We start from the raw sequence: 20,744 nt of genomic DNA on the forward strand, positions 1-20,744 counted from the left end.
CGGTCATTCCAAATTAATAACTATTTTTGATTTACCGTCTATTTTGGCTCCTTTTGCAGGTGACTGTGTTCTTACCCTGCCGCTGCCGTTGATCTTAAAATTAGGATATACATTGGCAGGCATTATCGCCAGAACCTCTCTCAGACTCAGCCCCGTAAAATCAGGCATAAATCCGCTTAGCAGAGACTTTTCCAGTTCCTGATGGTTTTGCGCTGCGGTTCTTTTGTCGTCTCCCACATTCAGGTTTACTATTATATTTTCTTCGCCGTTTGGCTTTATTCCCTTATATTTTATAATTTTTTCTATCATTGCCTTAACAGTGGGAAGTGCTACCTGTGCCCCGTAATACTGTCCTCTGGGCTCATCTATGGTAACAAGAATAGTATATTTAGGATTATCCACCGGAAAAAATGCAAAAAACGAAGATACATAACCGCCGCCTGCATAACCTTTGCTTCCGGCTTTTTGTGCAGTACCTGTTTTTCCTCCTATTTTATATCCTTCTATTCTTGTTCCTTTTCCTGTCCCTTTATCTACAACACTTTCCATTATTCTTCTTACTTCTCTTGCTACCTCCGGCGAGAAAACTGTTTCTTCCACCACAGGTTTTGTCAGTTCCAGCACTTTTCCGTTTTCATCTACTATCTTGTCCACTACATACGGTCTTACTCTTTTACCGTCATTTACTATAGTATTAAGTGCAGTGATTATCTGGATCTGTGTCATGGAAATTCCCTGTCCGAAAGACATATTTGCCTTCCTTACTCCGTCCCATTTATTTGGCGCGGGAACTTTTATAGATGTTTCCGAATAAAGGTCTATCCCTGTTTTGCTGTCCAGACCGAATTTTTTCAGATATTCATAAAATGTTTCATCTTTTATTCTCTCTGCAATTTTTACCATCGCCACGTTTCCTGAAAGCGAAATTATTTTTTCCAGAGTAAGATCACCTGTTGTCGAATTATCGTGATCTTTTATTATTCTGTCTTTTACCTGAATCTGCCCTGATGAATTTATTATGGAATTTTTATTTATTACACCTTCCTGAAGTCCTTCTGCCACTATAAGAGGCTTAAAGATGGAACCCGGCTCGAATAAATCCGAAATATTGTTATTCTTTATTTCAGAATTGTCTTTTGCTTTTGGGTAGGAAGACATTGCTATAATCTTACCTGTGTCGCTTTCCATTATTATCCCTGTTGCTGTTTTAGCATCAAATTCCACAAAGGCCTTTTTTAATTCCTCATCTAATGTATACTGTAATACTGAATCAATTGTAAGCACAAGGTTTTTTCCGTCCTCTGCATACTTCTTTTCTGCTCTTCTTTTGGCAGTGGGAAGTTCAAAATCCCTGTATGTAGCTCTGTATGTGGCTATTACCCCGTTTGTCCCTTCAAGAGTATCTTCATAGTGCTTTTCAAGACCATATACACCTTTTCCTTCAGAATTCAAAAACCCGATTATAGGCCCGTATAATTCTTTTCCCGGATCTTTTCTTTTATATATTGTTTCAAAGAAAACACCGAATTTCAGTCCTGTTTCTTTGGAAAGCTCGCTGTTAAGCTTATTTTTCATATTATAATCAATAGGTTCCCCTACTTTCATATATTTTCTGCTCAACTTTTTTTTATCACTTATTTCCTTTTTCAAAGTCTCGAATTTTACTGATTTCAAATCTTCAGAAATTATCTTTGATATTTTCTCTATATTTTCAGTTTTCACTAAAGTCGGATCAAGTATAATCTGATATGCTTCCACATCATAAGCTATATCCTGTCCGTCTGCTGTTACTATTCCTCCTCTTTTGGCCTTTGTGATTACCTCACTGTAGTATTGTCTGTAGCCTACTTCGGACCAACGACGCCCTTCCATTACCTGTATTTTAAATAATATAAACAGCAGAAACAGAAAACTGAAGAAAAAAAACATACATACTATTATGAATCTGCCTTTAAAGCTATATTTTCTTTTCATATATTCACCTAATCAGAGATTTTTGACAAAATAATATCTGTTACCATTTTTGGGTTAGCCTTCCCTTTTGATAATTTCATAGCCTGTCCTACCAGAAATCCCATTGCCTTATCTTTTCCGGCTTTATAATCTTCCACAGACTGTGCATTTTCACTTAAAACCATATCCACTATTTTTTCTATCTCATTATTGTCTGTTATCTGAACCAGACCTTTTTCTTTTACTATTTCTTCTGGATCTCTGTTATCCGTGAGAAGGACTTCAAAGATATCCTTTGCTATTTTCGAACTTATTGTATTATTTTTTATTAAAAGTATTAATTTCCCCAGATTTTTCGGCGAAACTGTAAATTCTTCTATTGATATATTTTTATCTTTAAGTATTCTCAACACTTCTGTCAAAACCCAGTTTGAAGAAAGCTTAGCATCTCCCGAAGTTTTTACGACACTCTCATAATAATCGGCAAGTTCGATCTCTCCTGACAAAATACCGGCATCATACTCAGGAATTTTGTATTCATTGATGAATCTTCCCACTTTATCTTCAGAAAATTCAGGCATATCACCTTTTACAGCTTCAAGTCTGCTTTCTGAAATGTGCACTCTTGGAAGATCAGGTTCAGGGAAGTATCTGTAGTCCATAGACTCTTCCTTACTTCTCATTGTTCTTGTTATTCCGTTTTCCTCATCCCACAGTCTTGTTTCCTGTACTATTCTACCGCCGTTTTCAAGTATTTCAATCTGTCTCGCAGCCTCGTACTCTATAGCTCTTACCACTGCCTTGAAAGAGTTCAGATTTTTAGTTTCTGTTCTTGTTCCCAGTTCAGTTTCGCCTTTTACTCTTACAGATACGTTGGCATCACATCTCAGCGACCCCAGCTCCATGCTTACATCACTGATTTTTGTATACTTTAATCTGTCTCTTAATGTAGTCAGATATGCATATGCCTCTTCCTGATTTTTTATTTCAGGTTTTGAAATAATTTCAATCAGAGGAATAGATGCTCTGTTAAAATTCAAAAGCGATTCGCTTTCTGTATGTATATTTTTAGCTGTATCTTCTTCTATCTGGATTCTTTCTATTCCTACCTTTGCTTCTTTTCCGCTGTTTGTTTTTACATTCAGATACCCATTTTCCGCATATGGTTTAAAATACTGCGTAATTTGGTAATTTTTTGGAGAATCAGGATAAAAATAGTTTTTTCTGTCAAACTGACTGTTTGAGTTCACATCACAGTTCAGTGCAAGTGCAGCCTTTATTGCATAATCCAGTACCTTATCATTTAGTTTCGGAAGTGCCCCCGGCTGTCCTGTACACACAGGACACGCTGATGTGTTCGGATCTTTATGATCATAGTCTGCGTCACAGCCGCACCATACCTTTGTCTTTGTCTTTAGCTGGCAGTGTACTTCCAGACCTATTACCGTTTCGTATTCTTTGCTCATTTTTCCTCCTATAGCTCAGGATATGTTATTTTTCCTCTTATTTTTTCAAATTTGTCAGATACTCTGAATAATGTTCCTTCATCAAAAAACTTTCCTATTATCTGCAGTCCCACGGGAAGTCCATCTACAAAACCTGCAGGCACTGATATTCCCGGCAGTCCGGCCAGATTTATTGACACTGTAAATATATCAGCAAGATACATCTGTACAGGGTCTTCCATTTTCTCACCTTTTTTAAACGGAAGAACAGGTGATGTCGGTGTAAGAATTACGTCCACTTCTTCCAGTGCTTTATCAAAGTCATTCTTTATAAGTCTTCTTACCTGTGATGCCTTTTTATAATAAGCATCGTAAAATCCGCTGCTTAATACATAATTTCCAAGCATTATTCTTCTTTTTACTTCTTTACCGAGTCCCTGTGTTCTCGATTTCACATACATGTCCTCTACACTGCTGTTGTCCCCTCTGTAGCCGTATCTAACCCCGTCATATCTCGCAAGATTCGATGCTGCTTCAGCACAGGCTATTATGTAGTATGTAGGAACAGCATATTTTGTGTGGGGTAATGATATCTCCCTGATTTCAGCCCCCTGTTCCTTCAGCATATTTATTGAATTATCTATTACTTTTTTTATTTCCGCATCAAGGCTTTCCGAAAAATATTCCTTCGGTATTCCTATTTTCAGCCCTTTTATGTCCTCTGTAAGATATTCTGTATAATTATCCACAGCTACATCTGCAGAAGTAGAATCCATTTCATCATATCCAGCTATTATTTTCAGTGTTTCAGCTGCATCTCTTACAGTTTTGGAAAATACTCCTATCTGGTCAAGCGAAGAACCAAAAGCCATCAAACCATATCTTGATACTCTTCCGTAAGTAGGTTTTATTCCTACTACACCAGATAATGCCGCAGGCTGTCTTACACTTCCTCCGGTATCAGTTCCCAGTGCTACAGGTGCTTCTCCTGCTGCTACTGCCGTTGCAGAACCTCCGCTGCTTCCCCCAGGTACTCTGTCCATGTCCCAGACATTGGAAACCGGCTTTATTCCCGAGTTTTCATTTGACGATCCCATTGCGAACTCGTCCATATTAGTTTTTCCCAGTATCGGCATGCAGCTTTCTTTTATTTTTTTAACAACAGTAGAATCATAAATTCCAATGTAGTTATCTAAAATTTTTGATGCTGATGTTGTCAAATCACCTATAGATAAAATATTATCTTTTATTGCTATAGGAACACCATGCAAAGGACTGCTGTTTTCTTTATCTCCGTATTCTTTTGCTTCTTTCAGGGCTTTCTCTCTGTTCACACTCACAAAAGCTCCTGTTTTTTCATCTATTGAATCAATTCTGTCTAAGAATGTCTTAGTTACTTCTTCAGAAGTGGTACCGGAATTTTTTATTTTTTCCGACAGCTCTACTGCTGATAATTCATGTAGTTTCATATAATCTCACCTAACCTATAATTTTTGGTACTATTATAAAATTTTCATCTTTATCGGGAGCATTTTTCAACACTTCTTCCTGCTTTAAGCTATCTCTGACCTCGTCTTTTCTCGTTACATCGTCCAGATCCAACACGTTAAACAAAGGGTTTATCCCTTCTGTGTCCAGTTCATTCAGTTCGTTCATATAATTTAATATCTCGCTCAAGTCGCTTCTGAAGTTTTCTATCTCGTCGTCGTTAAACTCAAGTTTTGATAATATTGCTATTTTTATTACGTCTTCTTTACTTAATTCCACAATGTTCCTCCTTATACTGCCTTATTAAATCTTCAAAATCTGTAAATTCCTTAAATTCTATATTATTTTCATTACAGTGATCTACCAGCCTTGACGAACTTCTGGCAAAAACACAGTCTGCTACTTTTACCGCTTCATAATCAGACGGTCCGTCGCCTACGAAAATTACTTTTTTCCCGTTGTTTTTATAATCCAAAACAAGAGATCTTTTGTCCAGTCCAAAATATCTCTCTTCATCTAAATAAGGGAATTCCATTTTTACTTTTCCGTCTTCAAACTTTAGTTCATTAGATATAATCAGATCGCCGTCCACGAAGATATCTTCTTTTTCAAGTGATCCCGTTACATTGGTTCTTGTACCTGCACTTACTATTCTAAAGTCAAAGCCGCTTTCCAGAAATGTCTTAAATGTCCTGTCTATTCTTACATCTTCCAGAGAATTTATATACTCTTCCTCTGATAATTCGAGAGATTCCAGACAGGATTTCATAAATCCCATTATTCCCACCTGTTTATTTCTGAATTTTTCTCTTACTTTTTTCAAAAACTCAGGATTGTGCTTTCTCATTATTACATCTGTACTATCATTAAAGGAAATCGTTTTATCGAAATCCACTAAAAAAATACTTGTCATTTTCTTTATCACCTGATATTATTATAAATTTTTTATGTATTTTACCTCATCTTCAGTAAGTTTTCTGTATTCTCCCGGCTTTAGATTACCGATTTTGAATTCCCCTATTGTAACCCTTTTTAATTCTTTCACATTATAATGAAGATTCTCAAACATTTTTCTTATTTGTCTGTTTCTTCCTTCATAAATAGAAACCTTTATCTCTGCTTCGTCTATTTTCTTTATCTTCGCAGGAGCTGTTTTCTGACCGTCTATAAGTATTCCTTTTTCAAGTCTGGCAAGATCTTTTTCTTCCATAGGTTTATCCAGCTTTGCTATATATGTCTTGAAGAGTTTCTTTCTCGGATGCATGACTTTATTATATGTATCTCCGTCATTACTCACAAGAATAATTCCCTCTGTCATGTAATCCAGTCTTCCGTATGTGAAAAGTCTTTTTTTTGATCTGATAAAGTCCACTGCTATTCTTCTTCCGAAAGTATCTGCATTAGTACATATTACCTTTTTAGGCTTATACAAAAGGTAGTATTCATAACTCGTGTCCAGCTTTATTCTCTCTCCGTCGACCCTTACTATATCAGTGTCGCTTACTTCCATACCAAGCTTAGCTGTGTCTTTATTTACTGTTACCCTGTTTTGAGATATTAATTCATCTGCCTTTCTTCTTGAACAAAAACCGCTCTCGGCTATATATTTATTTAATCTCATTATTTTCCTCGTTTTCTTCTAATATATTATTCTCGTTAATAACTGCTGTTTCAGGAACTTCATTATCATCTTCGCTGTTTACACTTTTTTGTGTAAGAAGATTTATTTTCCTGAATTCCTCATATCCCGGGAGACTTTCTTCCTTATCTATATTCAGATAGCTGTAAAAGTCTTCTGTTACGTTGTACAGATTCGGAGTCCCTATGGACTTTCTCTTCCCTGAGACATATATAAGATTTTTTTCCAAAAGATTCCCGATAGCTTTCTCAGCACTTACTCCCCTGATGACTTCTATCTCTCCTTTGGTAATAGGTCCTTTATATGCTATTATTGCCAGAGTCTCCATGGTTGACTTTGATAATTTTTTTATCTTCAGCTCAGGATGAAAAAAATTCTTTATCTCTTCACCGCAGGAAGGATTAGTAACGAAACTCAGTATATCTTTATCTGTTTTCAGATTTATTCCCGTATTTTTTTTATCTTCCTTAAGCTCATTAACTGCATCTTCTATCTGCTGTTTCTCAAGTTTGAAATATTTAGATAATTCATCTATTGACAAAGGTTCTTTTGAAAGAAAAATCAGTGCTTCTATTTTATTCTTCAAATCAAGCATATCTCTTTCCTCCTGAAAATTTTATGCTCTAATACTTTAATTAAAGATTCTATGTCTAAACACGTCAGATTAAGCATAAACTCCCTGACAATCAAAATATTTAAAACATAAAATTCTGACTTACCAAAGTATTAGTACCCTGTCTTATTCACATTTGATATTTGAATAAGGTTATTCCGGTATAAGCGGTCAGACAGAATTATTCTCTTCTGAATTATTACAGCCTTGATGCTTTTTACCTGAAAAAGGATACGAATGTTTTGACTTCGTCATTTTTTTAAATTTAAATAAGACAAAACATTAAATCTCAGCCGTAAAAAATCCCATGATCAAACCTGCCTGATAAAATAAAAATTATCAAAATGCAGCAGATTTTGAAAATAAAAATCCGGCCTTTGTTTATTTGTAAATGCAGAACTAATACTCTGAATGTGATGAAATAATAACATTTTTGTACATAGCAAAATTCTCAAGTATTATCGCAATTCCTTTTATTACTGCATAAATAGGCTCATCTGCTATTGTTACAGTAAGATTAAATTCTTTTTCCAGCTTTCTTGTAAGCTCTTTTATGGCAGCACCGCCTCCTGAAAGAAATATCCCTGTTTCGTAGATATCCGCTGATACTTCCGGCTCTATTCCTTCAAGTGCAAGTTTTACAGTTTCTATTATAGTATCTATATCTCTTGTAATAGCTTCATCTATGTCGTGCCCGTGAACTTTCATACTCTTTGGAAGTCCTGTTACCAGTTCTCTTCCTCTTATTTCAAAAAGATCTTTCTCGCTTGCTGAATTGCTGGCATCTATCTTTAGTTTTTCAGCTGTTGTTTCTCCTATAAGAAGATTATATTTCTGTCTTATAAAATCTATAATATCCTCGTTAAATCTGTCTCCTGCCACTTTTATCGAAGTCGAGTAAGCAACTCCTCCTGATACTATAAATGCAAGTTCTGTAGTTCCTCCGCCTATATCGATTATCATGTGTCCTTTTGGTTCAAAAATGTCTATTCCTGCTCCTATTGCTGCTGCTACCGGCTCTTCCACCAGATATACCTCTTTAGCTCCCGAGTCTTTTACTACGTCCATAACGGCTCTTCTCTCTACCTGTGTTACGCCGCTCGGAACACAGATAATTACTCTTGCACTCTGGAACTTATCTTTTTTTATCTTATTCAAAAATCTCTCAAGCATTTTTTCAGTAATTTCATAGTTTGAGATTACTCCGTTTTTCAGAGGTCTTATGATTTTTGTGTGTGAAGCAGTTCTTCCTATTACTTCTTTTGCTTTTATCCCTATGTTTTCTATACTTTCAGTTTTTAGGTTTATTGCTATATATGTCGGTTCATCTATTAATATTCCTTCGTTTCTTACATACACTACTGTGTTCGCCGTCCCCAGGTCAATTCCTACATCTTTAGATGCAGATTTTACAAAACTTCTCATTACTTTTTTAATTTTAAACATTTTTCCCTCCATGAATTTTAATGTAATATTCTATTCTTCATCCATCATTACCTGTTTATCTTCATTAATTACCCCACAGTCCATTAATTGTTCATAAATTCTGGATGCCCTGTTAAATCCTATTTTCAGTTTTCTCTGTATCAGAGAAATTGATGCTTTCCCCTCCTGTCTTATTACCTCTACAGCCTCATTAAATAATTCGTCTTTTTCTATATCATTTTCCATTTCAAACAATATTCCCTCATTGTAATCTGTCTCATAGTTTGCCTTAAGCTTTGTAGTGAGCTTATGCACTTCCTCGTCTGAAATAAATGCTCCCTGTATTCTTTCCAGTTTTGACGAACCATTTTCCAAAAGAAGCATATCCCCTTTTCCGAGAAGTTTTTCCGCACCGGGACTATCTAAAATTGTTCTTGAATCTATCTGCGATCTCAGTGCAAATGATATTCTGCTTGGCAGATTTGCCTTAATCATTCCTGTTATTACATCTGTCGACGGTCTTTGTGTTGCCACTACAAGGTGGATACCTACTGCTCTTGCTTTCTGTGCGATTCTTGCTATTGATTCTTCCACACTTCCGGCGGCTACCATCATCAGGTCTGCCAGCTCATCTATTATTATAATTATGAATGGCATCTTTTCTATGCCGCCCAGTTCATTATAACTCTGAATATTTCTTACTCCTACCTCCATTAACGTTCTGTATCTGTTTTCCATTTCGCTTACAGCCCATTTCAGTGCAATAGAGGCCTGTTTAGGATCTATTATTACCGGCAGGAGCAGATGTGGTATTCCGTTAAACGGCATCAATTCTACCATTTTAGGGTCCACCATTATGAATTTTACATCTTTGGAGGATCTTTTTGTAATCAGGGAAGCTACCAGTGTATTTACCGCCACACTTTTCCCTGAGCCTGTCTGCCCTGCTATAAGCAGATGAGGCATTTTGGCTATGTCTATTATTTTATCTCTTCCTACTATATCTTTTCCCAAAATTACCTTTAGGGATTTTCGTTCTTCCAGTTCTTTATTCCTTATTAGATTCGAGAAATAAACCGGTTCCTTGACTTTATTCGGCGTTTCTATCCCTATGGTATTTTTCCCTGGAATAGGAGCCTCTATTCTTATGCTTTCTGCTGACAGGTTCATTGCGATGTCGTCTGCCAGTGCAGTAACCTTATTTACTCTTATTCCTTTTGGTATTACCAGTTCATACCTTGTAATCGTGGGTCCTCTCTGATAATCTACCACCTGTGCATCTATTCCGAATTCTTTCAGTACTGATTCCAGATGAGCTACATTTTCCTGTATGATTTTTTCCATTTCCATTCTTTTATTTTCGTCAGGCTCTCTCTGTACAAATATATCATCAATGGATATCTTATGAAATTCCTCTTGTACATATTGTGCTTTCTGCGGCTCCTGAACAGGTGCCGTCTCTTTCTGAATAAGTGTTTCCGGTGAGAAAGTCTTCTGTACCGGAGGCATTTCTTTTTCCAGAGAATGAATACGCATTTTTTCATACTTGTTCATGCCGCCCTGTGTGTCATCCTGTGTATTATCGGCTGCCGGCATGCTGCTGTATGTTTCCTCACTGTCTTCTGTATAGTCTGATTCATTCATAAGTATATTTTCATTTAACTCTTCTTCAATAAGTTCGTTTTCCGCAAACTGATCCTGTATACTCTGCTCTTCGTCATAAAAATTATTATCATCTGTCAGTTCTTCAGGATAATCAGGCATTTCCTGCGGTTCTTCCTGCTGATCCGATATTTTGAATTCCTCCTGAAAGTTATGCACTGTCCTTATGGGTGAAACATCTTCTTCCTGTTCGCTGTCACTGCCCTCCTGTCTTGGAGCGGCTGTTTTTCTTGTCAGACCGAATGCTTCGGCTTTTTTCTTTCTTTCTTTATCTCTTCTTATTTCTTCGAGGTAATCAAGCCATTCTTTCTGCTTTCTTTCCAGCTCTGAATTACTGTAATGTTCCTCTCCGTCCTCTGTTTCTGTCTTAGGTTTTCTCGACAGCTCGAAACTGAGTTTTTCTTTTCTTGCATTTATAATTTTATTTTTAAGTTCTTCTCTTTTATCCAGACGCAAATTCTGCTGTTCCTTTTTCTCTATAATCTTCTTCGCCTTAAGTATCTTCGATTTCTTCCTGTATTCATCACTTCTGTAATATTTTACTAGAGCTAAGATCAGCAAAGCACCGAAAGCAATAAAATCCTTCAGAAGGAATAGTATCGCCGTAGTAACTATTATCAACAGAATTACAGAAATACTTCCGGAATGAATTATTTTGTAAAACGGAAAAGCCAGAAAACTTCCGATCAGACCGCCGCTGTTAGGAAATCTGTTAACATTAAATCCTATTTCAAGTAATTTTCTTCCGGATTCAAAAAAGTTTCCCGGAAGCTTCACGCTGATATATTTTTGTGTAAAATACAGCGACATGCTTAAGAATAAGATTATATAAGCGTATAATTTTCCTTTATCTACTTTTATTTTTGATTTACTTGTGTATATATTAACCAGCCCGAAAAAAATCAATGAAAAAACTGTAAATAACAGCATTTTCCCGAAAATTATCTCAAATAAATTTAAAATTGATAAAAGTGCATTCTCCTCAATTTTATCATTTTTATATATTAATATTTTTTTATATAAAAGCAATAGTAGGACTACCAGTCCGATAGTAGTAAAAACAGTTCCCCGAAGCATCTTTCTTCTACTATTATTCATTATTTTTCTCCTAAATAAATTTTCAAATTATTTTATCATAAAAATAGTATTTTTACAATTATTGAATTACGTTCACTATCAATAAAAATTACCAATTTTCAAAAATAAAACACCTGTATTTTTTTATACTTTGTTCTATATGCTGTAAACGCATATTTTTCGCCATTTCCAAATAAAGCATGTATTAAATAAATCATTCATACTAAGATGTGTAAAAAAAACGTTAAATTACCCGCTTTTGATATTATGCAAAGACATTAAAAAATGCTTTTCCTGCTTTATTTTATGTAAATTTGCCTGTTTTACCGCTGTTTCAATTTCTGCATAATTTACCATAATACAATTATTATATCATGTTTGAACATTAATTTTAACTATTTTAACAGCTTTTTTCATATAAATAATTTATTATTACGATATAAAAAATCCAGACTGGATTTACATAAAAAATTCAAGACTTATTTTTTATTAATTAAGTATAATTTTAAAAAATCAACAAATAAATTTGTATATTATTTTATATCTCACATGTTTTTTTAATTAATTCCGTAAAAAAGCATCTGAACCTGCGAAAATATTTCTTTTTCCCTTTAAAAATTAATTATAACATATTTTCCTGTGTTTTTTCAGTTTTATTATTTCAAAAGTAAAGCGGTACTTTCTTTAGTCAAAGCTCAAAGCCGCAGATAACTGTCAACATTTTGTCATTGACATAAAAAATAAGGCACCGGACTAATTTTTAATCCGGCACCTTTTCTGTCAGCAGACGAAATATTCATACTCAGGCCGATTTTTTCTCTACATCATTACCAGCCCGGCATTTATACTCGAAGGGTACAAGTGTCCGGATATTAACCCGCAGTTATTATTCTGATCATTGATGTATCAGACACACCAGTTACCCCGATAACAGAATTTTATATGAAGGTATAAAAAACAAATACCTCGGCAGACTTAGACGTTAAATATCTAATATTGCCAAGGTACCATATATATATCCCTAAAATATTATATTATTTTACAAGGTCTACCAATTTTGCAAATTCTCCTGCATTATTCACAGCTAAATCAGCCAGAACTTTTCTGTCTAATTCAATTCCTGCTTTTCTCAGACCATTCATAAATTTAGAGTAAGATAATCCGTTTAATCTTGCTGCTGCATTTATTCTGATTATCCATAATTCTCTCATTTTTCTTTTCTTTAATTTTCTATGCTCTGTAGCATAAGCCATTGCTTTTTTTACAGCTTCGTTTGCTTTTTTATAATTAGTTCTGCTAGACCCTCTAAAACCTTTAGCTTCCGCTAAAACTTTTTTATGTCTTTTTTTTCTTACTATTCCTGTTTTTACTCTTGGCATTTTATTCCCTCCTTATCGATTATCTTCCTTCTTGTCCTGCTAACAATTTAGCTATTTTTCTGCTTCCTCCAACAGGTGCTTCTATATCTTTTCCTAGTCTGTTCTTTCTCTTTTTACTTTTCTTAGTCAAAATGTGACTTTTTCCAGAATGTCTCAGCACAAACTTTCCTGTTCCCGTAACTTTTACTCTCTTTTTCGTCCCTTTATGAGTTTTCATTTTAGGCATTGCTTCATTCCTCCTTATTCGTTATTTTTTAGGTGAAAGCAAAACAAATTTCTGTATTTGGTCTTTCCCGTATTTTTTTTCTATGATCGCTTTATCTTTAAAATGATCAGCTAGTTCATCCAGTACTTTTATTCCCTGATCAGCATATAACTTTTGTCTTCCTGCAAGTCTCAGACTGATTTTTATCTTATATTCTTTTTCAAGGAATTTTTCGATTTGTGAAATCTTTGTATCTTTATCATGAGTATCAATATGAGGTTTTACTCTCATCTCTTTTGTAACTACCTGTTTTTGCTTCTTTTTGTTTTCCTTATCTTTTTTTGTTTTCTCATATTTAAATTTCCCATAATCCATTATTTTACATACTGGCGGATCGGCATTCGGAGATATTTCTACTAGATCCATACCTGCCTCCTGTGCTTTTTCCAAAGCCTCTCTAAGCGTCAAAACTCCGTATTGTTCACCATCATCAGATACTACTCTTAGTTCCTTTGCTCTTATTGCCTCGTTTATTCTTGTAGTATCTTTATTAGTTCCTTTAAATATATAGAACACCTCCTAAAATAATAAAAACAGGGTAATAGAAAACCCTGCTATCTCTCATATAAAAATAAGATAAACATATTCATTTACCCGGATATCTCGGAATAGACATATTCCAGCATGTATAATTAACTATACACGGATATCAAGGTGAGAAACAAAGTTTCTACTTCTACTATAACCTGTTATTCAATTGACTTGAATATAATACACTAATATTTCCGCTTTGTCAAGAATTATTACTCTTCTTTGATAAAATATTCTGCTCCCTGCTGGATTTCTGCTTCTGTATTCTGCTTTTTAAATAAAAAAAATTCAAAAAATAAGGTGCAGATATTCCTGTAACAAAAATATAATTTTTGTCAGCCGGAGCATTGCACCTGTACTGTATATAATCATTACCTTTTAGAAGGTAGTATTACCATAGATATTTCTATAATTTGAAACCGTATTTGGCAAATATTTCTTTTGAAGCATCGTTTTGAAGATATTTCAGGAATTTTTCCGCTTCTTCTTTATTTTTTGCTTCTTTTATAATAGCTGCAGGATATACAATAGGATCATGCGTATCAGCTGCAAATTCTTCAATTATAAATCCGTTTTTCAGAGTCAGTGCATCAGAAGAGTAAACCACTCCTGTTTCTATTTCTCCGGAATCCACTATAGTAAGCACTGCTGTAACATCTTTTTGATAAATAGCTTCTTTTTCTATTTCAGTCCACATACCCAGTTTTTCAAAAGCTTGTTTTGCATACTTTCCTGCCGGCACTGTATTCAGTTCTCCCAAAGCTATCTTTATTCCTCCGGCTTTCAAATCTTCTATACTTTTTATTTTGTCTTTTACATCGCTGCTTCCTATTAATACAAGACTGTTTTTCAAAAGATCCTGTCTTGTCCCTTCAAGAAGAAATCCTTTTTCTTCCAGATTATCCATATTTTTCTTACTTGCCGACAGGAATATATCTACAGGGGCTCCTCCTGTAATCTGTTGTTCCAGTGTTCCCGAACCTCCTGAATTAATTTTTATTTTTACTCCGGGATTTTCAGTTTCATAATTTTTCACTATTTCATCAATTGCATTTTTTGTACTGGCAGCTATACTTACAGTAAGTTCTTTCTGCTCTGTTGCTGGTTTTTCCGCGGCTGCCTCCTTTGCATCTTTTCCGCTTCCACATGCTGTTGTCAGCACTATAATACTTAATGACAGCAGAATCCCCAATATTTTTTTCACCATACCTGATCTCCTTTATATTTTAGTTTTATTACCAGTTTTATATTGCATGTCTCACTCGGAACTTTCTTTTGTTATTTCGTTTCTTTTAAGAAGTTTGTTTGTTACCAATACAAGCGACATGCTTATTACCATAATAAGTATTACCAGTATATTTGCTGTTCTGTTATCCCCGCTTCCAATAGAAAAATAAATCAGGAGAGGTATTGTCTGTGTCTGTCCCGGAATATTCCCCGCTACAATCAGTGTAGCCCCGAATTCTCCCAGCGCTCTTACAAATGCAAGTATAACCCCGCCTATTATTCCGTTTAATGCAATTGGTATTATTATAAACCAAAAAAGCTTCAGTTCGCAGGCTCCGTCCACTCTTGCCGCATCTTTTACATCTTCTCCCACATAAGTAAAAGCATTCTTGGCATTTTGGTATATCAGCGGAAAACTTACTACTATTGCTGCGATACATGCTGCCTGCCATGTAAATAATATATTAATTCCAAAATTTTTATAAAGAATCTGGCCGAACATACTTTTTCTTCCGATCCCGAGCATTATCAAATAACCGACCACAGTAGGCGGCAGTGCTATAGGCATAAGAAATAATGTCTCCAGTATGCTTTTTCCCCTAAAGTCATGTTTACTAAATATATATGCTGTAATAATCCCCAGAAAACTGGTTATTAATGTTGAAATCCCCGTAACCTTCAATGATAAGAATATTGCTTCATACATTAATATTAGCCTCCGCCCTTTTTTATGTTATTTCACTTCATCATCTTTCGTCATGTTTCATAACGTTTAATACATTATAGTTAGGAAAGAATAATTTGTCAAGTGTCTGATATTCAAATAATTGCATTTACGCCCCAAAAAAGCTATAATAAATTAAAAAACTTATTCATACGGAAAGGTTGGATTATATGGATAATACTAAAGCCCTTACTGTACAGGATGTAGCCGACATGTTGAAAATAGCCAAAAATACAGTTTATGAACTGGTAAAACGCGGCGAGCTGAATTCCTACAAAGTAGGGAGAAAAGTCCGTTTTACATTAGTAGATGTGGAGTCCTATATTGAAAATTCAAAAAAAATACAAAATCCCCAGGAAAAGGGAAGCACCGGTCTTTCGGATTTATACTCGGATAATCTGGGCGGTCTTAATAAAATTCCTGCGGGAAATGATTTTATAGTATGTGGTCAGGATCTTATGCTGGATATTCTCACAAGTTATATGGGAAAATATTGTAAAAATATCTCTGCACTTCGTGCTTATATAGGCAGTTACAGCAGTCTTGTCGCCTTATATCACGGATATATTCAGGCTGCTACCACACATTTATGGGACGGGGATACAGGACAGTATAATGTTCCTTTTGTAAGAAGACTCCTTCCGGGAATTCCCGCTGTTATAATTCACCTTACCTGTCGTATGCAGGGATTTTATGTAGCTAAAGGAAATCCTAAAGGTATAAAATCTTGGGATGATCTGAAACGTGACGACATTACCCTTATCAACCGTGAAAAAGGTGCAGGTTCACGTGTTCTGCTTGATGAGCATCTCCGTCTTATTAATATTTACGGAAGCTCAGTAAAAGGCTATAATAACGAAACTCAGTCCCACCTTACCGTAGCAAGTACAGTAAGCCGGGGAGCTGCCGATGTGGGAGTAGGTATAGAAAAAATTGCTTCACAGGTCGAGGGAATTGAGTTTATTCCTCTTCAAAAAGAAAGATATGATTTGGTGGTAAAAAAAGAGATTTTTGATACATTTACTGTTCAGAGTATTCTGAAAATTTTACGTTCCGACGAGTTCAGAGCTGAATTTAAGGATATCGGCGGCTATGATATAAGTGAAATGGGCGAAATCGTCGCATGGACATAAAAGAACGATTGGATATTTTTATTGCTTCTCTTGTGTTATTATGTTAGAATTATGCTAATTTTATATTAGGAGGGTATTGATGAAAAAACTATTTATTTTTGTTATGATGTTCTTTTTAGTAATAAGCTGTGGCAAACCAAAGTCACAAAAAGATTTTGAAGGCCGTATGTCTGAGATTCAGTCGGCTGATAATGAAAAAGCGTTGAACTTTCTTGAAGAAGGTACTGATAATGCAGCTGTTCAAAATTTTGAAGACTTTTATCTGAATTTTTTCAAAAAAGTCGAATATAAGGTGTTAAGCGCTGAAGAAAAAGAGAATGAAAGTATACTTCAGGTAGAAATAAAAGCTCCAAATGTAGTGGAACCTTTTATTGATATCTTTCAAGAAGGAATTGGTCTGGCTTTTAGCGGTGCTTCCGAAGAAGAAATGGAAAAATTCTTCAATGACAGCATGAACGGCATTTTACAAAAAAAAGACATAACCTACTTATCAGGAACTATTCCTGTATACATGACAAAAAATGAGGATGGAGAATGGGAAATCGACACAGAAAGGAATTCTGAGTTATTCGTATATCTTACTGGCGGGTTAAGTACTTTTGCACAGCAATAAAATTTGAATCTATATGAAAAACAGGCTCTTTAAGATAAAAACTTAAAAGCCTGTTTTTCATATTTGCTTATTAATAAGACATTTTCATTTTATATGACATATCCCAAAATAAAAATTCAAATTCCATGCTTGTTCTGAATATTTCCTCTATTTTCTTTAACTCTTTTTGTTTTTTATTCTCGCATAATACATCAAGGTAATCGCAAAACCAGCTGAAAGATTCTCCGAATTCGTCACTTGCGTAAGTATCTATCCATTTATTATAAAAATCATTCTTCGGAAGATTTCCGTATTCCTGCTTCAGTCTTTTGGCAAAGTCGTGATAAGACCATGCACAGGGGAACACCACTGCAATAATTTCGGCAATTGTTCCTGTATATGCAGTGGAAAGCATATTTGAAGTATAGGCTTTATTAAACAGAGACTGCCCTGCATTTGCCGCTTCTTCCTCGGTAATCCCGAAATCTTCCATATATTTCCTGTGAATATTCATTTCTTCACATAAAATATTATGTTGAATTTCTGCAAATTTTGCCATATATTTTTCTTCATTACATTTTACCATTCCTGCGGCAAATACCTTGGCATATTCCATTAGATACTGATAATCCTGTATAAGATAAAATTTGAATTTTTCCTTTTCCAGAGTTCCCATCCCCAATTCCTGTAAAAACGGATGTTTGTAACATTCTTCCCAGATTTTCCCGGCTTTTTCTTTTAAAGTTTCTGAAAATGACATATAATTTCCTCCCTGATTTAAATCTTCTTTAGTTTTTTTAATTTCAAAGCAGCTTCTTTCATATCTTTTTCACCTAATATTGCTGATACTACAGCTATTCCATCTGCTCCTGCCTTAAAGATTTCTTCTGCATTGTTTATATTTATTCCTCCTATTGCTACTACCGGAATTTTGGTTTTTAATTTTATTTTCTCTAATTCATTGATTCCTACATACTTTGCATCAGATTTCGTCCTTGTAAGAAACATCGCTCCGGCTCCCAGATAATCGGCACTGTTTCTTTCGGCCTCCAGTGCTTCTTTTACATTTGATACTGATACACCTAATATCTTATTTTCCCCTATTAATTTCCTTACTTCTCTTGCCGGCATGTCATCCTGCCCTACATGCACACCTGCTGTATCTGCTGCCATTGCCACATCCACTCTGTCATTTATTATCAGCGGAATATTATAACTGTCAGTAAACATTTTTATTTTTAAAGCCATATTGTAAAATTCCGCTGTAGAAATATCCTTTGCCCGCAGCTGTATTACGGTAACTCCTCCCTCTATTGCTTCACTTATGCTCTTTTCGGCATTTTCCAGTGTAATAAAACTGCTGTCTGCTACGAGATACAGAGAGTAATCAACATCTGCCTTGTATCTGTTTTCTTTATTCATCTCTATTTTCACCTCATCCTTCAAAAATTTTTGTATTTTCTCCGATAATTCCGTGTGAAATCTTATATACTTCATCAAGAAGTGCAGTCCTGAAACTTCCGCTTCCATATTGCCCTGCCAAAGCAAAAGCTCTCTCTCCTGCGAGACCCATACACATTATCCCCGCTGCCGTCCCCAGCAGCAAATCATTAGAGATACTGCAAAACACTGCTGTTAACGATGTTGTCATGCAGCCTGTTCCTGTTATATCCGACATCATTTTATGCCCGTTCTCCACATATATAACTCTTTTCCCGTCAGAAATAATATCCTTTTCACCTGTTGCGGCTACTATACAGCCTGTATCTGCTGCCAGTTTCATCACTTTTTCCCTGATGATATCCTCATTTATATTTTTATCATCATCAGAGACATCTACCCCCTTTGCTCCGGCACTTACACCCGAAATGAACAGTATTTCCGATACATTCCCTTTCAAAACCGACGGCTTTACTTCATTAAGAATTCTGTCCGCAGTTTCATTTCTGAAAGTTCCTGCTCCTGCACCCACAGGATCAAAAATCACCGGAATATTTTTTTTCTTTGCGGCTTTACCTGCTTTTATCATTGACTCTATAGTTCTTTTATTTAATGTCCCCATATTTATCACCAATGCCGCAGCTAAAGACACAATATCCTCTGCTTCTTCGGGATCATCAGCCATAACAGGCGACGCTCCTGCTGCAAGTGTAATATTGGCACAGTCATTTACAGTTACATAGTTGGTTATATGATGAATCAGCGGTTTCTTCGCTCTCACGATATCAGGATATTCCTTTATTATATCTGTTATTTTATTATTCATGATCTTCCCCTCCGCTTTCAAGTCCGTTTTTATATAAAGAATAAAAATGATTTGTCGGTCCGTGGCCTTTTCCTATATCAAGCGAATGCTTTATTGCTGTTGTAACATATATTTTTGCTTTCCTAACCGCGTTCTCCAAGTCCATTCCCAGTGCAAGATTTGAAGCAATTGCCGACGAATACGTACAGCCTGTTCCATGTGTATTTTTAGTATTTATTCTCTTGGCATTAAAATAATGATAGTTTTTCCCGTCATACAGGATATCAAGCGCCTCGCTCTCAAGGTGTCCGCCTTTTATCAAAACATTTTTACTTCCCATATCATGTATTTTTACAGCGGCTTTTTTCATATCATCTGTAGTTTCGATTTTTATTCCTGCTATTCTTTCAGCTTCGGGAATATTCGGCGTAAGCAGATCAGCCGCCGGGATTATTATCTCTATTAACGCACCCACAGAATCAGGATCCATGAGCGGACAGCCGTTTTTAGCATACATTACAGGATCAGCTACAATATTCTGTGCTTTATACTCCGAAAGTTTCTCTGCTACTGCCTTCATGCTTTCCTCTCCTGAAAGCATGCCTATTTTCACCGCATCTGCTCCAATATCTTCAAAAACTGCATCAATCTGCTTTTGGATCATATCAGTTCGTATGTCCTGAATATCAATAACTCTGCTGGTATTTTCCGCCACTACAGATACTATTACACTCATTCCAAAAAGACCGTGAGCCGAAAAAGTTTTCAAATCTGCCTGTATTCCAGCTCCGCCGCTGCAGTCAGATCCTGCGATACTCAAAATTTTTTTCATTATGTTCCTCCTAGGTAAAAAATTTATATAAAAAAAACTTCCCTCTATAGGAAAGTTCTCTCTTTATATCTCATAATATTTTACCTCAAAATAAAAAGACTGCTTCCCTGCACTAGTGTAGTAACCACAATATATTCTGTGAAACGATGCCGGATATTTTTTCACTCTGCAAGGAAGAAGATGAAGATGTAGCGGGTCTACATCGACTGATGATAACGCCGCAGATGGAAAAATAGACAATGTCGTTTGGCAGAATATATTGTGGTTGCTACACTAATATTAACTGACAGGTTCTATGGGTCAGGTTTTAGCCTTCTCAACTGCAAGCAGTCCCCCCGCATAATATTTAATTTTATTAAAATAAAAAAGGTGCCTCAAAAATATAGAAAGCACTTAATCAAAAAAATTATAGTTTTGTAACTGCTTCCCTACTCCAGTATTAACTGACAGGTTCTATGGGTCAGGTTTTAGCCTTCTCAACTGCAAGCAGTCCCCCCGCATAATATTTAATTTT

General features: G+C 35.5%; 20 protein-coding genes and 1 riboswitch. Of the genes, 2 read left to right on the plus strand and 18 right to left on the minus strand.

Translation table 11 applies throughout. The features are described from left to right. Positions 1-3 precede the first annotated feature (3 nt). From NK213_RS09195 to modB, 14 genes are all read right to left on the minus strand, one after another. Positions 4-1,974, minus strand: coding sequence for a penicillin-binding protein (locus NK213_RS09195; protein WP_253348658.1), 1,971 nt, complete (start codon positions 1,972-1,974; stop codon positions 4-6). An 8-nt stretch (positions 1,975-1,982) separates the two neighbouring features. Next, the gene (gatB, locus tag NK213_RS09200) at positions 1,983-3,419 is read right to left on the minus strand and encodes an Asp-tRNA(Asn)/Glu-tRNA(Gln) amidotransferase subunit GatB (protein WP_253348659.1); all 1,437 of its coding nucleotides are present in this window, start codon (positions 3,417-3,419) and stop codon (positions 1,983-1,985) included. 8 nt (positions 3,420-3,427) lie between these two features. Continuing rightward, positions 3,428-4,867 carry an Asp-tRNA(Asn)/Glu-tRNA(Gln) amidotransferase subunit GatA gene (gene gatA, locus NK213_RS09205; RefSeq protein ID WP_253348660.1) on the minus strand — a complete coding sequence of 480 codons (1,440 nt, stop codon included), beginning with the start codon at positions 4,865-4,867 and terminating at the stop codon, positions 3,428-3,430. A 10-nt stretch (positions 4,868-4,877) separates the two neighbouring features. Beyond that, positions 4,878-5,165 (minus strand): Asp-tRNA(Asn)/Glu-tRNA(Gln) amidotransferase subunit GatC, encoded by a 288-nt coding sequence (gatC, locus tag NK213_RS09210; protein ID WP_253348661.1) that lies wholly within the window; start codon positions 5,163-5,165, stop codon positions 4,878-4,880. Next, a complete protein-coding gene (locus tag NK213_RS09215; RefSeq protein ID WP_253348662.1) occupies positions 5,152-5,799 on the minus strand; it encodes an MtnX-like HAD-IB family phosphatase in 648 nt (215 codons plus the stop codon). Before NK213_RS09215 ends, gatC begins: the two co-directional genes overlap by 14 nt. A gap of 21 nt (positions 5,800-5,820) precedes the next feature. Beyond that, the gene (locus tag NK213_RS09220) at positions 5,821-6,507 is read right to left on the minus strand and encodes a pseudouridine synthase (protein WP_253348663.1); all 687 of its coding nucleotides are present in this window, start codon (positions 6,505-6,507) and stop codon (positions 5,821-5,823) included. Continuing rightward, positions 6,494-7,120, minus strand: a complete 627-nt coding sequence (gene scpB / locus NK213_RS09225; protein WP_253348664.1) for an SMC-Scp complex subunit ScpB — start codon at positions 7,118-7,120, stop codon at positions 6,494-6,496. The genes NK213_RS09220 and scpB overlap by 14 nt, the downstream gene beginning before the upstream one ends. 417 nt (positions 7,121-7,537) lie before the next feature. Further along, positions 7,538-8,584 carry a rod shape-determining protein gene (locus tag NK213_RS09230; protein ID WP_253348665.1) on the minus strand — a complete coding sequence of 349 codons (1,047 nt, stop codon included), beginning with the start codon at positions 8,582-8,584 and terminating at the stop codon, positions 7,538-7,540. Between the two features lie 30 nt (positions 8,585-8,614). Then, a complete protein-coding gene (locus NK213_RS09235; RefSeq protein ID WP_253348666.1) occupies positions 8,615-11,323 on the minus strand; it encodes a DNA translocase FtsK in 2,709 nt (902 codons plus the stop codon). Positions 11,324-12,336: 1,013 nt separating this feature from the next. Next, positions 12,337-12,681, minus strand: a complete 345-nt coding sequence (gene rplT, locus NK213_RS09240; protein ID WP_253348667.1) for a 50S ribosomal protein L20 — start codon at positions 12,679-12,681, stop codon at positions 12,337-12,339. 19 nt (positions 12,682-12,700) lie between these two features. Beyond that, entirely contained in the window at positions 12,701-12,907 is a 207-nt protein-coding gene (gene rpmI, locus NK213_RS09245; protein ID WP_253348668.1) for a 50S ribosomal protein L35, read from the minus strand. A gap of 21 nt (positions 12,908-12,928) precedes the next feature. Beyond that, positions 12,929-13,462 (minus strand): translation initiation factor IF-3, encoded by a 534-nt coding sequence (infC, locus tag NK213_RS09250; RefSeq protein ID WP_253348669.1) that lies wholly within the window; start codon positions 13,460-13,462, stop codon positions 12,929-12,931. A gap of 421 nt (positions 13,463-13,883) precedes the next feature. Next, a complete protein-coding gene (modA, locus tag NK213_RS09255) occupies positions 13,884-14,684 on the minus strand; it encodes a molybdate ABC transporter substrate-binding protein (RefSeq protein ID WP_253348670.1) in 801 nt (266 codons plus the stop codon). Between the two features lie 51 nt (positions 14,685-14,735). Next, positions 14,736-15,410 (minus strand): molybdate ABC transporter permease subunit, encoded by a 675-nt coding sequence (gene modB, locus NK213_RS09260; protein WP_253348671.1) that lies wholly within the window; start codon positions 15,408-15,410, stop codon positions 14,736-14,738. 188 nt (positions 15,411-15,598) lie between these two features. On the opposite strand from modB, the gene NK213_RS09265 reads away from it, so the two are divergent. Both NK213_RS09265 and NK213_RS09270 read left to right on the plus strand, forming a co-directional pair. After that, positions 15,599-16,561: a helix-turn-helix transcriptional regulator gene (locus NK213_RS09265; protein ID WP_253348672.1), complete on the plus strand. Its 963-nt coding sequence runs from the start codon at positions 15,599-15,601 to the stop codon at positions 16,559-16,561. Positions 16,562-16,640: 79 nt separating this feature from the next. After that, the gene (locus NK213_RS09270) at positions 16,641-17,174 is read left to right on the plus strand and encodes a DUF5105 domain-containing protein (RefSeq protein WP_253348673.1); all 534 of its coding nucleotides are present in this window, start codon (positions 16,641-16,643) and stop codon (positions 17,172-17,174) included. 70 nt (positions 17,175-17,244) lie between these two features. Here NK213_RS09270 and tenA read toward each other — a convergent pair whose 3' ends face one another. From tenA to thiD, 4 genes are read right to left on the minus strand one after another with little or no spacing between them, the layout of a single operon-like run. Further along, positions 17,245-17,913, minus strand: coding sequence for a thiaminase II (gene tenA / locus NK213_RS09275; RefSeq protein WP_253348674.1), 669 nt, complete (start codon positions 17,911-17,913; stop codon positions 17,245-17,247). A gap of 17 nt (positions 17,914-17,930) precedes the next feature. After that, entirely contained in the window at positions 17,931-18,575 is a 645-nt protein-coding gene (gene thiE, locus NK213_RS09280; protein WP_253348675.1) for a thiamine phosphate synthase, read from the minus strand. A 13-nt stretch (positions 18,576-18,588) separates the two neighbouring features. Further along, complete coding sequence (thiM, locus tag NK213_RS09285) at positions 18,589-19,419, minus strand: hydroxyethylthiazole kinase (RefSeq protein ID WP_253348676.1); 831 nt, start codon at positions 19,417-19,419, stop codon at positions 18,589-18,591. Further along, positions 19,412-20,230: a bifunctional hydroxymethylpyrimidine kinase/phosphomethylpyrimidine kinase gene (thiD, locus tag NK213_RS09290; protein WP_253348677.1), complete on the minus strand. Its 819-nt coding sequence runs from the start codon at positions 20,228-20,230 to the stop codon at positions 19,412-19,414. The genes thiM and thiD overlap by 8 nt, the downstream gene beginning before the upstream one ends. 407 nt (positions 20,231-20,637) lie before the next feature. Next, positions 20,638-20,737: riboswitch (TPP riboswitch) on the minus strand. Between the last annotated feature and the right edge of the window lie 7 nt (positions 20,738-20,744).

The sequence above is a fragment of the Sebaldella sp. S0638 genome (assembly GCF_024158605.1).
Taxonomy (GTDB): Bacteria; Fusobacteriota; Fusobacteriia; order Fusobacteriales; family Leptotrichiaceae; genus Sebaldella.